A 14,993-nucleotide genomic window follows, 5' to 3' on the forward strand; every position below is an offset into this window, starting at 1 on the left:
CACTCGCCCGCAAGTCGCGGTGCAACGGCGGAAAGGGGGGCCCTCTCCGCCGTTGCGGATCAGCGGAGGCGTCGGCCGCCGCTGGGTTGGGTCAGCGGAGGCGTGCGCCGCCGCTGGGTTGGATCAGCGGAGGCGTCAGCCGCCGCTGGATTGCGTACCGACCCGCACGGCGCCGCCGGCGGGTTCCTTGAGCAAGGAGACCGCGAAGGCGGCCACGGTGATCAGGATGATGCCCGCCCACTCCGGGAAGAGGGCGAGCCGCTGGTCGGAGTCGATCCAGCCGAGCGCGGCGCCGGCCATCCCCACCAGGGCATGGACCGGCGACGAGAACGACTGCATGATTCCCACGTCCTGCGTCGAGGAGCGGCGCAGGGCGGCGTTGACGCACACGACCGGCAGCACCAGCGTGAGCAGACCCGCCGGACCGGCCGCGTAGAACAGGTCCAGGGAGATCCACCCGTTGCCCCGCGCCTTGAACACCAGCGCGAGGAGCAGAACCGCCGCGATCAGGTTGGCGACGGCGGCGCCCTGGTCCTCCAGTCCGTGCTTCTTCATCTGCCCCAGCATGGTGACCGTGTTCCAGACGCAGAGCGCACTGATCAGGGCCCACAGCATCCCCACGGACTCGCCCGGCGAGGGCCGGTTGAGCATGACGACTCCGAACCCCACGAGCACGCGCCCGCAGATGTGCTGGAGTCCGTACGCGGTGGTCCGGTAGGGCCAGATCTTCTCGATGCCCACCAGCAGGTAACCGATCACCACGACGGCGGCGACGGTGCCCAGCGTCAGGTGGTCCACGGCGTACGGGTAGCTGTACGCGACGGCCGCGTTCCCTCCGGCGAGGAGGGAGATCCACAGCCACATGACAGCGGGGTAACGCCTGAACGGATTCCGTCCGGTGAACAGCATCACCGCGCAGAGCGCGACGGCGCCGACGGCTTGCATCGGCGCCGCCACCACCAGTGCCGAGTGGCCCGTCGTGAAGGCGTAGCCGACGGCCGACGACACCAGGGCGGCGATGACGAGACCCCGGCCGGCGAGCCGGCTGAGGTCGGGCGTAAAGGACATAAGCTCGTGCCCCTCTGGGTTGTGAGAGGCCGAGCGCTCCGCGAGCGGCAAGCCACCGGTTCGCGAACCGGTGGCCTGGGCTCACAGAGCGTTCGACCACCGGCTTCGGAAACCGGCAAGAGGGACCGTGCGGGATGGTGCCGATTTATCAACTACACCGGTCGATAAACCATGAAATGGTGCTGGGCGGGCGGCGAACCGGGCATGGCCTCACAGTGAGCGACCCGCGTCAGGATCCAGGATGCGACGGCGGAGGCGGCTCGTCAGCCGGACTGCCGATGCGCTCCCGCTCGCGACTCCGGACCGAGGCGTGTCATCGCTCCAGGTGGTGGGCGTAGAGGGCGCCTGCCTGGAAGCGGGTGCGGGCGCCGAGGCGGTCGCAGAGGTCGCGGACGCGGCGCTGGACGGTGCGGGTGCTGATGGAGAGTCGGCGCGCGATGGCGTCGTCGGTGAGGCCCGCGGCGAGGAGGGCGAGGACGGCGTCGTCCGGGGCGTCCTCGCCGGGGAGCGGGACGGCGGAGCGCCACAGGGCCTCGAAAAGGGAGACCAGCGCGTCCAGCAGGGCGGACGGGTGGACGATCAGGGAGCTGTCGACCGAGCTGGCGTGCTGGGAGGTGAGCGGCAGCATCGCGGTGCGGCGGTCGGCGACGGCGAGCTTGATGGGCACGGCGCCGAGGCGGGCCTGCTCGCCGGACGCGACGGCGCGGCGGACGTACTCCAGGGCGCGGGGCTCGTCGAGCGCTTCGGGGCCGTAGATGCCGCGCACCGTGATGCCGCGGCGCATGGTGCGCTCCTGCTCGTCGCTCGACACGGCGGCGTCGGTCGCGAACGGCGGCTGGACGAGGACGAGCAGCTCCTCGCGGGCGCCGTTCATGAGTTGCAGGTAGCGGCGGGACACCGCCGCCCGGCCGCTGACGACCTCGACGAGCTCCTCCGGGTGCGGGGCGGCCTCGGCCAGGAGCGGGCCGATGGCGGCACGGCTGCGGGCGATCTCCTCCTGGCGGCTGGCGACGAGGGCCTCCACCGCGACGTGGGGCGGGGTGGCGAGGAGCCGCAGCGGGCGGCCGGCCAGGCGGGTCACGAGTCCGAGTTCCTCCAGGCGCGGCAGGAGGCGGCGCAGGGCCGCGACGGACGCGCCGTGGCGCGCGGCGAGGTCGGCGAGGGTGGACGGGCCCTCCCGCAGCAGGGCGCGGTACGCCCCCTCCTCGGCGGCGGTGACCCCGAGCCCCTCCAGGAGCGGCGAATCGGACACGTCCTAAATCTACGGTGTCCCGGTCCGTTTGACGGGTTCCCGCCATGGCGGAAGCCGCCAGCGCCTTCCCTGGATCGGCCGCGGCGGCCGGCCCGACAATCAAGATCCACTTTTTGGGGAGGGATGGCCATGTGGTCGAGAACCGCGGCGGCCCTGGGGATCGGCGCGCTGGCGCTCGCCGCGCCCGCGGCGGCGGACGCCGGGCCCGCGTCCGCGTTGCGTGCGGAGGCCGGAGCATTCGACGTCACGCTGCCCACCGGTGACACGGTGCACGTCGCGGGGGGCGGCACGACCGTGACGCCCGCGCCGGGACGCGACCCGGCGTTCTCCGTCCGGCACAGCGGAGGCGACCTGTACGTCGTCCCCGCCGACCGGCTCGGTGACGATCCGGAACGGTACAACGTGACGGCGCTGCACGAGCGGCGGCCGGCCGCGCCGGAGCCGAAGGCGAAGGCGTCCGGCGAGCTGGTCACCGTCCGGGTGAGGAGCATCGCGCGGGACGGGCGGCCCGGCCCCGGCGCGGTCGGCTTCCTGAACGTGAAGGACGCCTCGCTCGGCAACGCCCACCGGCCGCTGCCCGGCGACCCGGACGGCCCCTGCACCGACGAGGGCTGGAACGACTCGAACTGCGTCCGGCTGGCGCCGGGGACGTACTCCGTCATGGGCGTCGTGAAGACGATGCCGTCGTGGGCGCCGAGCACCGACGGCGGCAAGCCGCTCGACTACAGCCTCGTCGGCTACCCGGAGATCGAGATCACCGGGGACACCGAGATCGTGCTGGACGCGCGCAAGGCGCGGGAGGTGACGGTCCGCACGCCCGAGCACGCCACCGCGCCCGGACCGGGGGCGGTCAGCCACCTGATGTGGACGCGCGGCACCGCGAACGGTCAGGCCGTGGACGAGGGCGTCTACCTGGGCGACGGATCGATGCTGGAGGAGCGGGTGTTCCTCCAGCCGACCGAGCGGGTCCGCACCGGGACGTTCGAGGCCTACACGCGGTGGCGGCTGGAGGCGCCCGCGATCACGATGCGGGCGGGGAGCCGGGCGCTGCGCCCGCAGTACTATCCCGCGGCCTACTTCAGCGACACCTCGGACCAGTTCCCACGCCTCGACGGCAGCGCGGAGATGCGGGTCGCGGACGGGGACAGGCCGGGCGCCGACCTGCGCGGCCGGCTCGCCCTCGTCCAGCGCAGGGACGGCGTGCCCGTCGCCGAGCAGGTCGAGAGGGCCGCCAGGGCGGGTGCGCGCATGGTCGCCGTCTACAACGACGCTCCCGGCGTGAACGACGACCCGGGCGGCTACGGGAGGCCGCTGAAGGTGCCCGCGGTCCGCCTGTCCCACGAGGAGGGACGCGCTCTCCTGCGGGAGCGGGCGACGGTCACGGCCAAGGGCATCGTGGACAGCCCCTACCAGTACGACCTCGTGTTCCCGGAGGAGGGGCGGATTCCCGAGAACCTGGACTACGTCGCTCGCACAAGGGATCTGGCGCGGATCGACAGCGCCTACCACGGCGATGGCGCCATGACCGCCGCGCGCTACAGCAAGCGCCCCTGGGAAGAATTCGCCCTCGCGTACGCCCACCCGGTCACCGGAACTCCGAGAACGCGCGTGGAGTACGTTTCAGCCGATCCGAAAACGCAGTGGTCCGCAATGGCGGTCACTCCGGAGCAGCCTTACAACAACGCTTTCCCCGGCCCGGAGACACCGCACGTCGTGCTCGGCGAAACGAAATGGTCGTCGTACAGGGCGGGGCAGCGCGACGCGCACAGCTGGAACAAGGGACCGCTCACCGGCGGCGTCAGCGCGCAGTCACCGATCGTCCGCACCGGCGACCTGATCCGGCTCCGCGTCGGCCTGGCGGACGCGGCACGCAATTTCTCCGACGTCTACTCCAGCTCCTTTCCGAATGGCTTCGCCACCGACTTCCGCGTCCACCGGGACGGCGAACTGATCGCGCAGACGGCCTACAAGCCGAACGGCACCCTGATGACGACCCCGGAGGACGCCGAGTACCGGGTCGAATTCGACTTCGCCAACAGCGCCCCCTGGGCCCGGCTGTCCACGCGCTCCAGAACGTCGTGGACGTTCCGTTCCGCGCGCACGGCCGATCTCACCGTCCTTCCGCTGCTCCAGGTGGGTTACGACGCGGCTCTCGACCCGCAGAACAGGACGCGCTCCAGGACGTTGAAGCTCACGGTCGCCCACCAGGACGGCTCGCCGGCGCCGCTGCGCCGCCTGTCCCTCCAGACATCGTTCGACGACGGCGGGACCTGGACGGACGTCCCGGTGCGGGACGGCGTCGCGCGCCTCCACGGGAAGGGGGCGGTGTCCCTGAGGGTCACCGCCGAGGACGGCCGGGGCAGCTCGATCACCCAGGAGACCATCCGCGCCTACGAACTGCACTGACGGCCGAGCGCCGTGACCCCGGCGGAGGGCCGGGGTCACGGTGCGGGGGCGGGTCCGGCCGACGTCAGGACCGGGCTCCCGCCCTGCCGGGGATCAGGGCTGCTTGTAGTCGTACTTGGCCGTGATCTTGGCCGAGGACGGGCAGAGGATGCCGCTCGTCTTGGGGACGACCTGGTTGGTGAAGGTGGCGGTGAACGGGAAGTTCGTGGCCGAGGCGGTGCCGGTCAGGGTCCCGCCGTAGGTGCAGCCGATCGCGCTCATCGAGAAGTTGTTGATCTTGACGGTGGTGCCGCTGAAGGTGCCGCTCCAGGGCAGGGCCCCGGGAGTGACGGTGACCCCGCAGCCGCCGGCGCTCGCGGACGTGTAGGACGCGTTGACGCCGCCCGACAGGACCGTGCCCTTCAGCACGGAGCTGGTGCAGCTGGCCGGGACTCCCGCGTCGATCACCATGGTGCCGTTGAGGGTGGCGGTGAACGACCCGGTGTTGACGGCCAGAGCGGGGGAGGCCGTCAGGGCGACGGTGGCGGTGGCGGCGGCCGCGACCGCGGCCGAGGCGATCGCGGCGGTCTTCGTGGTGCGAGACAAGGGGGGTCCTCATTTCGAACGGTGGGCGTCGCGCCTGCACCCGAAGGGGTGGGGTGGGAGGTCCGTCGATTCGTGCGCGGCTCCGCCCATGGCCGGTGGGGAGGCCGCCGCGAATCGGGGACCGGGCCGGGGAACCGCCCTGTCGCCCTCGACACGGGTTCCAACCGGAGTAGAACGCGTTCTAACAGAGACCATAGACAAGGGCGGTTGGGTGGTCAATACCTGGACGACACTCTGTCATTATCTGAAGATGACACTGTTCATAAAATGCCGTCGCGCATGTCCGTAAGTGGGTATCCATGCAGGATACAGACGTATTTGTGATCAGCGGCCTTCTTCGGCTCCCGTGCCGCAGCCTCCCTCACGCCGAAACCCCGAGAAGAGAGGCAAGGCCGGTAAGAACCGGTTACAGAGCGCCAACACGGCATCGGGTTTACGAGGGAGCGTCCAGGTGCCTGTGAAATTTCAGATTCGCTCTGATCGGCATTGAAAACTCGGTTCCGTCTCGATGGCGCGGCATCGGTGAGCTGGCGTTTCGCCCGTGGCTCCAGTTCCCGTAACGCCCGCCTGGACCGGTCTCCCGGCCATTGTCAGGCGGGCGGTTCCGGTCCATCGTGACGGGATCGCGAGCGTCCGTGAGCGTCCGCAGGAGACCCCGCCGCGCGACGAGCGGGCGCGCAGAGCCGAACGGCAGGTACCCCGTCATGAGAAGCTCCCGCCGATTGCGTTCCCTGCTCGCCGTCCCGTGGGCGCTGGCGCTGGCCCTCGCCGGGCTCGCGGCGCCGTCCGCCGCCTCGGCGCCCGGCCCCGAGACCGCGGGCCAGTACGTCGTGACCGGTCCCCGGACCGGCCAGCAGCGCAGCCAGGTCGCCCGGACCGGAGCGGCGATCGGCGCCGTCCGGGCGGGCGGGCTGGAGGTCAGCGCCCTCCCGTCGGAGGTCAGGGCCATCCGGCGGCTCGGCTTCACCGTGAAGCCGGCCCCCGCGCGGACCGCGGACCCGAGCGCGGCCCCGAGCACCGCGGCGACGTCGTACCACACGTTCGCCGAGATGCGGCAGGAGGTCGACTCCGTCGTCGCCGCCCACCCGCAGATCGCCCGCCAGTTCGTCGTCGGCAAGTCCTACCAGGGCCGCGACATCGTCGGCGTGAAGATCAGCGACAACGTGGCGACGGACGAGAACGAGCCCGAAGTGATGATCATCGCCAACATCCACGCGCGCGAGCGGCTCACCGCCGAGCAGGCGCTCGACTACATCGGGCAGCTCACCAGCGGGTACGGGTCCGACAGCCGGATCACGAACCTGGTGAACACGCGCGAGATCTACGTGATGCCGATGGTCAACCCCGACGGCCAGGTCTACGACATGACCAGCGACACGCAGCCGGGGCGGATGTGGCGCAAGAACCGCCAGCCCAACCCCACGTCCACGGGCACGGACCTGAACCGCAACTTCGCCTACAAGTGGGGCTGCTGCGGCGGCTCGTCCGGCAACGGCTCCAGCGAGACCTACCGGGGCACCGGCCCCGAGTCCGCCGTCGAGACGAAGGTCCTCGCCGACTTCGTGCGCAGCCGGGTCGTGGGCGGCAGGCAGCAGCTCGGGATGTTCCTGGACATCCACTCGGACGCGGAGCTGGTGCTGTGGCCGTTCGGCTACACCTACAACAACACCGTGCCGGGCTCGATGTCCGCCGACGAGGAGGCCGCCCACCGCACCATCGGCCGGGAACTCGCCTCGACGAACGGCTTCGCCCCCGAGCAGTCCAGCGACCTCTACATCACCGACGGCACCACCGACGACTACACGTGGGGGCAGCAGCGCATCTTCTCGTTCACGTTCGAGCTGGCCGGAGGCAGCTTCTACCCGCCGCCGTCCGCGATCGCCGGTGAGGTCCAGCGCAGCCGCGAGGCCCTGCTGCGGCTGGCCGAATACGCCGACTGCCCCTACCGGGCCATCGGCAAGCAGAGCCAGTACTGCGCCTAGCGGCGGACGGCACGCCGGTCCGGCCCGCGACGGGGCGGACCGGCGCGTCAGCCGAAGCGTTCGCGCAGGGCCGGCAGGAGGTCCGCCTCCGCCCAGGTCCGGAAGTCCTTCTGGTGCTCCGGCCCGGACTGGCAGAACGAGATGTGGGTGAAGCCCGCGTCGGCCCACTCCTGGACCGCCTCGACGTAGTCGTCCACGTCGTCGCCGCACGGGACCGACTCCACGACGTCCTCCGGGCGGACGGTCTTCGTGACGGCCTCGAAGTTCGCCGGACCCGGCAGCTCGGCCATCACCTTCCACGCCGGGGCGGAGAACTTCCACGTGCTGTGGGCGCGTTGCCTGCACTCCTCATAGTCGTGCCCGAAGGCCACGGGGATCTGCCCGTAGACGGGCTTGCCCGCGCCGCCCTCATTGCGGAAGAGCTCCACGACCTCCGGCACGGGCTGGTCGGAGATGAGAAGGTCCGCGTGCTCGGCGGCGAGCCGGCCGGCGCGCTTCCCGAAGGCCGCCATGCCGATCCGGACGGGCTCGTCGGGCAGGTCGTACAGCTTCGCGGAGTCGACGGTGAAGTGGCGGCCACGGTAGTTGACGTAGTCGCCGCCGAACAGCGCCCGGATGATCTCCACGGCCTCGGCGAACATCTCGTGCCGGACGTCCACCGAGGGCCATCCGCGCCCCACGACGTGCTCGTTGAGGTTCTCCCCCGCGCCGAGGCCGAGCGTGAACCGGCCGTCCGACAGCACGCCCATCGTGGCGGCCTTCTGCGCCACCACGGCCGGGTGGTACCGCATGATCGGGCAGGTCACGAAGGTCATCAGCGGGATGTGGCGGGTGGCCTGGGCGAGCGCGCCGAGCACCGACCAGGCGTAGGCGGAGTGGCCCTGGCTCTCCAGCCACGGGAAGTAGTGGTCGGAGATCACCGAGTAGGCGAACCCCGCCTCCTCGGCCTCCACGAGGTCGGTGACCAGCTGCTTGGGCGGCGTCTGCTCGCAGAGCAGTGTGTATCCGAATTCCATGTCAGATCCCCAGCAGGTCCGTCAGATCGTCGGCATGCTCTTCCTCTTCGGCGAGGATGTGCTCCATCAGCCGCCGGGTCGTCACGTCGCCGTCGCCGAGCCAGCGGATGATCTCCTGGTAGGACTCGATGACGATCCGCTCGGCGACGAGGTTCTCCTCCAGCATGCTCCTGAGGTCGTTCTCGTCGAAGGTCTTGTAGGTGGTGTGCGAGCGCTCGGCCAGCGTCTTCGGGTCGAAGTCCGGCTGCCCGCCGAGCTGGCTGATGCGCTCCGCGGCCCGCATCGCGTGGCCGCGCTCCTCGTCGGCGTGCTCGCTGAACTCCGCCGCCACCTGCGCCCGGTCGATCCCGGTCGCGCTGATCGCGTGCTGCGCATAGCGCATCCAGCACACGATCTCGGTGGCGAGGACGTCGTTGAGGACGCCGATGACCTCCTCGGCGCGTCGGCCGTACCCCGCGGTCACGGGCCCGTCGGTCATCTTCGCGCGGGCGCGTTCCCGGATCGCCGCGACGTCGATGCTGAAGCTGCTCTCGGCCATGCACTCCTCCTGATCAGCGCGAATGTGGGGTCCCTACCCATCACGGGCCACTCATGCCTGTGCGCCGGCGCGAGGCACCCGCTCCCCGGAGGGTCACTTGGCCACCGTCCGTCACATCTGCTATACGTAGAGCTACCTCGCTCCGACCTGGGGCGAGGGAAGGGACATCCGGTATCCACCTTGAGATCCGGGCGTGACAAGGAAGAAAAGGAACCACATGAAGTCCTTCAGCTACACCGAGCTGGACAAGCTCGCCGGTGAGGTCCTGCCGGAGCGCGCCGTGCTGTCCACCCTTCTCGTCGGGGGCGGCGAGAACGAGAACGTCAACATCAACCACGGCGGCGGCAACGGCGGCACGACCGCCATCGTGAACGCCTGCCAGAGCCAGCAGACCCGTCCCGACAGCGGCCTGCTGCAGCTCGTCGGCCTGCACGCGCAGACCGACGCCAGCTCGCAGTCCTGCGTGCCGGGCGCCGCGATCTCCGGCCACTGAGCCGAGCGCGTGTAACCGCGGGCTTCTGCCCGCACTCGGAAGGGCTGGCGGCTTCCGCCAGCCCTTCCCCCTTCCCACAGCGATGCGAAAGCGATTCCATGAGCTCTTCCAACCCTCAGCGGCTCACCTACGCGGTACTGGACCGGTTGACCGCCGAGGTCCTGCCGCGACGGCTCGCGCTGTCCGCCGGGACCGGCGGCGGCCACCACGGCGGCGACACCGAGGTCTTCTACGCCTGCCAGGCCACCCAGTCCGCCGGCACGTCCGGCCTGCTCGGCACCGGTCTGCTCGCCGAGGCTCCGACCTCCACGGTGTCCTGCATCCCCGCCGTCGTGGTGCACGACAACCGATGAGCGCGCCCGCCGCCCTCGCCCTGCCCGCCCTGGTGGACGGCGCCGAACTCGTCGGCGAGTTCAAGAACTCCGGATACCGGGAGCCGCCGCAGCTGGTCCGGCTGCCGAACCGGCAGCTCGTCCGGCTGCCTCCGCTGCTGTTCCTGGTCGCCAAGGCGCTGCACGAGCACCGCCACCTGGCGGGCGAGGGCGACGTGGCCGCCTCTCTCGCCACGGTGGCCGACTCGGTCAGCCGGGAGGCGGGCGCACGGCTGTCCGCCGAGCAGATCGTCTACCTGGTGGACCGCAAGCTCGCCCCGCTCGGCGTCACCACCTTCAGCGACGGCACCGCGCCGCGGAGCGTGCGGTCCGACCCGTTCCTGGCGCTCAAGTTCAAGATCGCCGTGTTCCCCGAGTCGGTGACCTGGGTCATCGGAGGCCTGTTCGCCTGGCTGTTCCGCCCCTGGGTGATGGCCCCGGTGCTCGCCGCGTTCGTTGCGGGCGAGTACTGGATGCTCACATCCAAATCGATCGCCGACGCCATGTCGACGGCGATCCTCAAGCCGGTCAGCATCCTGCTGGTGATCGCGCTCGGGATCGCCTCGTGCGCGTTCCACGAGGTCGGGCACGCCTCGGCCTGCCGGTACGGCGGCGTCCGCCCGGGCGTCATGGGCTGCGGCATCTACCTGGTGTGGCCCGCGTTCTACACCGACATCACGGAGTCGTACCGGCTCGGCCGCGGGGGTCGGCTCCGCACCGACCTCGCCGGCGTCTACTTCAACGCCATCTTCGTCATCGGGCTGACCCTGCTGTACGCGCAGACGGGATTCGCGCCGCTGCTCGTCGCCATCGTCTACGTCAACCTGGAGATCGTGCAGCAGCTGCTGCCGACGCTCCGGTTCGACGGGTACTACATCATGTCGGACCTCATCGGCATCCCCGACCTGTTCCGGTACATCGGGCCGATCCTGCGCCGGACGCTCCTGCGGCGCCCCGCCGACGCCCGGCTCGAAGACCTCAAGCGCTGGCCCCAGATCTTCGTCACGGTCTGGGTGCTGACGGTGATCCCCATGCTGGCGTTCCAGATCGTGCTGATCATCACCCAGGTCCCCCGGCTGGTGGCCCAGGACTGGGGCATGATGCGCCGGCTCGCGCACGCCGCCGCCGACGGCGCGGACCCCCTCACGCTGCTCACCTCCGGGCTCCAGATCGTCCTGCTCGTCCTGCCGCTGGTCGGTGTGGCGTTCATCCTGTACAGCCTGGTCCGCGGGGTGGTGCGGTGGGCCGTCCGGTACGTGAACGCACCCGTCGCCGAGGCGGCCTCCGGGACCTGACAGACCCCTCTCGCCAACGCGCCGGGTGCCGCCAGGGGGGCACCCGGCGCGTTCTTTTCCCGTTCCGGGGAAAAGCATTTTATAAGCTTTTCCGGTCGCGCTTCGGACCGTGAGGGCCCGGGAATCCCCGGGGACGGGGAGAGAAACTCCACGCAAAGGATCTCTTCCTTTCCCAAGGCCGGCCCCTCCTCGCCGCCGGTGTCTCCGGAAGGCCCCGCGTTGCTCCGTCGCCCTGCCCCCGCCGCGTGGCTGGGGGCCTTCGCGCTCCTCCTGCCCCTCGCGCTCGCGGACCGGTCCGCGGCGGCCGCCCCGCCCCGCGCCGAGGTCGTCGCCGAGACGGCCGTCGCGCCCCGCACCCTGGACCTGACCATCGCCTCTCCCGCCATGGAGGGCCGCCAGAAGGTGCGGCTCCTGCTCCCGCCGGGCTGGTCGCGGGACGCGGGGCGCACCTGGCCCGCGCTGTGGCTGCTGCACGGCGGCGTCGACGACCACACCGCCTGGACGCGCGACACCGACGTCGCGGAACTCACCGCCGGCGCCGGGATCATCGTCGTCATGCCGAACGGCGGCCGCTGCGGCAATTACTCCGACTGGTGGAATTACGGGAAGGGCGGCCCGCCGCGCTGGGAGACGTTCCACATGACCGAGCTGCGCGGCATCCTCGAACGCGACTACCGCGCGGGGACGCGACGCGTGATCGCCGGGAATTCCATGGGCGGCCTCGGCGCCCTGCTGTACGCGGCGCGGTTCCCCGGCGCGTTCGCGGCCGCGGCGGCGTTCAGCGGCTACCTCGACACCCTGTACGGCCACGAGCCGGGCGACGACTCGACCGGCTGGGGACCGTCCCTGGCCTGCCCCGGCACCGACTGGCGGCGGGTGTGGGGCGACCCCGACGGCCAGGCCGGGATCTGGCACGCCCACAACCCGGCCGACCTCGCGGGGCGGCTGCGCGGCGTCCGGCTCTGGGTGGCGAGCGGCAACGGGAGGGCCGGGTCGCTCGGCGGGCTGCCGTTCACCGACCCGGTGGAGGCCGGCGCGAACGACCACGCGCGCGCGTTCGTCGACCGGCTGCGGGCACTCGGCGTCCCGGTGACCGCCCGCTTCTTCGACGGCCAGCACGACTGGCCGTACTGGCAGCGCGACCTGCACGAGGCGTACCCGATGCTCCTGGACGCCCTGGGCCTCGGCCCCTGCCCCGGGCTCAGTCGTTCTTGAGCCGCTCCGCGGGGTCTTCCAGGCCGAGGGGCCCGTGCCATTCGAGCAGCAGGACGGTGGCGTCGTCGTCCAGGCGCCCCGCGTGGTGCTCCAGGATGCTGTGGACGAGGCGCCGCAGCGTCTCGGGGACCGACAGCCCGTCGGCCTCGCGCCGGATGATGAAGTCGACGAACCGGTCCAGCCCGAACTCCTGCTTGCTGGGGTCGCGCGCCTCCACGATCCCGTCGCTGTAGAACAGGATCCGGTCACCCGGTTCCAGCTGCTCGCCGCACAGCTTCGGCTGCACGCCGAGGCCGGTGCCGAGCGGGGTGCCGGGCGGGCATTCAAGCGTGGTGACCCACCGCGACCCGCGGATGACGACCGGCGGGGGGTGCCCGTTCGAGACCCAGGACAGCTGCCCCGAGGGCAGGTCGAGCTCGGCCAGCACCCCCGTGACAAAGCGCCCGCTCGGATCCCGTTCCAGGAGCGCCGCCTCGACCGCCTGCGCCGTCTCGACGAGCCCGGCGCCCTGGATGCGGGCGTTGCGGCAGGCCGCGACGGCGAGGTTGGAGGTGAGCCCGGCGGCGGTGTCGTGCCCCATGGCGTCGAAGATCGTGAGATGGACGGTGTCGCCCGCGAGCGCGTAGTCGAAGGTGTCGCCGCCCAGCATGTAGGCCGGCTCCAGCGCGGCGCCGATGACCACTTGGTCGTTGGCGAAGGTCATCGGGGGCAGCAGCCGCCACTGCATCTCCGCCGACACGGTCATGTCCCTGGTCCGCACGAGCCGGGAGAAGGAGTCGCTGTACGGGCCCTTGCTGACGATGATCAACGCGACCAGGCCGGCCAGGGACTCGGCCTCCTGGTAGGCCCGGGCGTCGTCGCGGCGGACGGTCACGCGCAGCACGCCGATCCGCTCGGCCCCGTCGAGGATCGGCACCCAGTACTGGCAGTTCCCGCCGTCGAGGACCTGCCCGGCCGTGGGTTCCATCGTCTGGAAGGCCCGGCCCGCGACCGTCCCGTCGATTCTCAGTTCCGGGGTCTCGGCTCCGGGGTTCCGCCCGGCGTCCGGGCCCTCGCCCGTCAGCAGCCGCAGCACCGTCTGCTGGAGGTCGACGACGTAGATGATCGCGTCATGCAGGCCGCGGGCGCCGGCGTGCCGGGCCACCGCGCCCGGCAACTGCTCCATCGACATCAGATGGCTGGCCGCCAGCAGCTCTCTCAGCATCGGTTCGCCGCCCTGCCTGCTCGGGTTCTCGGGGGTCGTGCACTCCACCGTCCCGCGGGCGGACCACCTCTCACCAGGACCGCATTCCCCCCTTTTCGCAGGACACTACCCTCCCGCGGCATGTCCATGTGGCATCCGGTCCGAGGCGGGCCAGACGTAGGGCAGGTCGTCGGGCACGCCGGGGAACAGGGGGCGGTAGAAGCCGGGGTCCTTGCGGACGAGCGCCGACCGGTGGCTGAGGTGGAAGGCGCGGTCGCCGAGCCAGGGCGGCAGCTCCCCCGCCGCGGCGAGCCGCTCCTGCGCGCGCGGGCCCCGGACGCCCCGCACGTCGGCGAGCTCGGCCGTCAGCGTCGCCGCGCAGGTGTCGCCGTGGCCGAGCCCGCACCAGCGCCCGCAGATCTCCAGGCCGTACCGGACGAGCGCCTCCTCGTACCCCGTCCACATGAGCGCCGCCGGGTGGCGCCGCCAGCCGTAGCCGGGCACGGTGAGCGCCCGCAGGACCTGGACGGTCTCGACACGCTGCTTGCCGAGCCGCCGCCGGTCGAGGACGCCGGCCGTGGCCGCGAAGTCCGCGTACGGCAGAAAGGTCTGCACACCGCCCCCCGGATATGCCCCGTCCGGCATACCTACCCGGCGGTACACGGCGGACGCGTCGCGCCCGAGGTCAGGTCCGGGACGGGGAGGGACCGGAGGGCAGCAGCGCGGCGATCTCGGGCTTCAGCAGGCCGCGGACGTTCGCGTAGGAGGTGCCGAAGTTCAGGTTGCCGCAGCCGTCGCTGCCTCCCGCCAGGAAGGAGAGCTCGAATCCGGAGGGGGTGAAGAACGGGAACAGGAACGGCACCTGGCCGAGCGTCGCCGGCCGGTCCCTGCGCGGGGAGAAGTCGGCGAGCTCGAACGGACCGTCGGGGCCGCAGTCCTGCCACCGGCGCTCGTTCGGAGCCGGCTTCTGCGGGACCAGGGAGTTGAGCCGGCGCACGCCGTCCGCGGTCAGGGTCGAGGGCTGGAAGACGTCGGCCGCGGTCAGCTTGCGCCCGGTGCGCAGGTCGACGGTGACGACCTCGCCGCCCGGGGAGCCGTCCGCCTGCTGGCAGTTGTCCGACAGCATGAAGTAGCGGACCGACACCAGGCGGGGACCGCGCAGCCCGAGCCTCGTCTCGGTGCCGAGCTTCACGGGCTTGCCCTTGCAGTCGACCTGGGAGGCGAGCCGTCTCGCGGAGGCGACGAGCCGGTCCACCGGCCCGCGGAGTTCGGCGTTGACGCGGCGCTCCAGGGCGGGGTCCTTCAGTCCGGTGACCTTCGGGTACCGCGCGTTCTGGACCACGATCGCCGGGCCGGTGAGCTTGCGGTTGTCGGCGACGAGGGTGACGACGGGGGCGGGTGCGGCGGCGGGCGGCTGGGGTTTCTGGTCCTGCACCGCGTAGACGACGCCGCCCGCCGTCCCCGCGACCACGGCGGCGCCCGCGGCCGCCAACGACAGGCCGACGCCCGCGAGGAGCCCCAGGTTGTAGGCGACCCCGCCGTGCAGCCCGAGGGTGTAGTAGGTGAAGCCGGTGCACAGCACCTGGATC

13 protein-coding genes and 1 pseudogene are annotated in these 14,993 nt (G+C 71.5%); 6 read left to right on the forward strand and 8 right to left on the reverse strand.

Annotated features, from left to right (window positions below; all coding sequences use genetic code 11):
* Positions 1-135: 135 nt before the first annotated feature.
* Together ABWI04_RS16615 and ABWI04_RS16620 are read right to left on the reverse strand one after the other, a co-directional pair.
* Complete coding sequence (locus tag ABWI04_RS16615; RefSeq protein WP_345183346.1) at positions 136-1,068, reverse strand: DMT family transporter; 933 nt, start codon at positions 1,066-1,068, stop codon at positions 136-138.
* Positions 1,069-1,381: 313 nt separating this feature from the next.
* Complete coding sequence (locus ABWI04_RS16620; protein ID WP_345183348.1) at positions 1,382-2,320, reverse strand: helix-turn-helix domain-containing protein; 939 nt, start codon at positions 2,318-2,320, stop codon at positions 1,382-1,384.
* 129 nt (positions 2,321-2,449) lie between these two features.
* Here ABWI04_RS16620 and ABWI04_RS16625 point away from each other — a divergent pair, with 129 nt between their 5' ends.
* Entirely contained in the window at positions 2,450-4,726 is a 2,277-nt protein-coding gene (locus ABWI04_RS16625) for a PA domain-containing protein (RefSeq protein WP_345183350.1), read from the forward strand.
* A 93-nt stretch (positions 4,727-4,819) separates the two neighbouring features.
* On the opposite strand, the gene ABWI04_RS16630 is transcribed toward ABWI04_RS16625, so the two are convergent.
* A complete protein-coding gene (locus ABWI04_RS16630) occupies positions 4,820-5,311 on the reverse strand; it encodes a PraA/PraB family alkane oxidation protein activator (RefSeq protein WP_345183352.1) in 492 nt (163 codons plus the stop codon).
* Between the two features lie 704 nt (positions 5,312-6,015).
* Here ABWI04_RS16630 and ABWI04_RS16635 point away from each other — a divergent pair.
* Entirely contained in the window at positions 6,016-7,293 is a 1,278-nt protein-coding gene (locus ABWI04_RS16635) for a M14 family metallopeptidase (protein ID WP_345183354.1), read from the forward strand.
* Positions 7,294-7,340: 47 nt separating this feature from the next.
* Here the strand turns inward: ABWI04_RS16635 and ABWI04_RS16640 are convergent, their stop codons facing one another.
* Complete coding sequence (locus tag ABWI04_RS16640; protein WP_353832943.1) at positions 7,341-8,309, reverse strand: TIGR03557 family F420-dependent LLM class oxidoreductase; 969 nt, start codon at positions 8,307-8,309, stop codon at positions 7,341-7,343.
* A 1-nt stretch (position 8,310) separates the two neighbouring features.
* Complete coding sequence (locus ABWI04_RS16645; RefSeq protein WP_345183358.1) at positions 8,311-8,847, reverse strand: ferritin-like domain-containing protein; 537 nt, start codon at positions 8,845-8,847, stop codon at positions 8,311-8,313.
* Between the two features lie 217 nt (positions 8,848-9,064).
* On the opposite strand from ABWI04_RS16645, the gene ABWI04_RS16650 reads away from it, so the two are divergent.
* The 4 genes from ABWI04_RS16650 (at position 9,065) to ABWI04_RS16665 (ending at position 12,221) form a co-directional block, all read left to right on the forward strand.
* Positions 9,065-9,340, forward strand: a complete 276-nt coding sequence (locus ABWI04_RS16650) for a hypothetical protein (RefSeq protein WP_345183359.1) — start codon at positions 9,065-9,067, stop codon at positions 9,338-9,340.
* A 98-nt stretch (positions 9,341-9,438) separates the two neighbouring features.
* The gene (locus ABWI04_RS16655; protein ID WP_345183361.1) at positions 9,439-9,693 is read left to right on the forward strand and encodes a hypothetical protein; all 255 of its coding nucleotides are present in this window, start codon (positions 9,439-9,441) and stop codon (positions 9,691-9,693) included.
* The gene (locus ABWI04_RS16660) at positions 9,690-11,006 is read left to right on the forward strand and encodes a hypothetical protein (protein ID WP_353832944.1); all 1,317 of its coding nucleotides are present in this window, start codon (positions 9,690-9,692) and stop codon (positions 11,004-11,006) included. Before ABWI04_RS16655 ends, ABWI04_RS16660 begins: the two co-directional genes overlap by 4 nt.
* Positions 11,007-11,225: 219 nt before the next feature.
* Positions 11,226-12,221, forward strand: coding sequence for an alpha/beta hydrolase (locus ABWI04_RS16665; protein ID WP_353832945.1), 996 nt, complete (start codon positions 11,226-11,228; stop codon positions 12,219-12,221).
* On the opposite strand, the gene ABWI04_RS16670 is transcribed toward ABWI04_RS16665, so the two are convergent.
* The 3 genes and pseudogenes from ABWI04_RS16670 to ABWI04_RS16680 form a co-directional block, all read right to left on the reverse strand.
* Positions 12,208-13,425, reverse strand: a complete 1,218-nt coding sequence (locus ABWI04_RS16670) for a PP2C family protein-serine/threonine phosphatase (RefSeq protein ID WP_345183367.1) — start codon at positions 13,423-13,425, stop codon at positions 12,208-12,210. The genes ABWI04_RS16665 and ABWI04_RS16670 overlap by 14 nt on opposite strands.
* A gap of 105 nt (positions 13,426-13,530) precedes the next feature.
* Positions 13,531-14,019, reverse strand: a complete 489-nt coding sequence (locus ABWI04_RS16675; protein ID WP_345183369.1) for an MSMEG_6728 family protein — start codon at positions 14,017-14,019, stop codon at positions 13,531-13,533.
* 70 nt (positions 14,020-14,089) lie between these two features.
* A pseudogene (locus tag ABWI04_RS16680) lies at positions 14,090-14,993 on the reverse strand (hypothetical protein); the annotation flags it as partial.

Origin of the sequence: Actinomadura sp. NPDC000929 (genome assembly GCF_040492065.1) — a bacterium.
Taxonomy (GTDB): Bacteria; Actinomycetota; Actinomycetes; order Streptosporangiales; family Streptosporangiaceae; genus Spirillospora; species Spirillospora verrucosospora.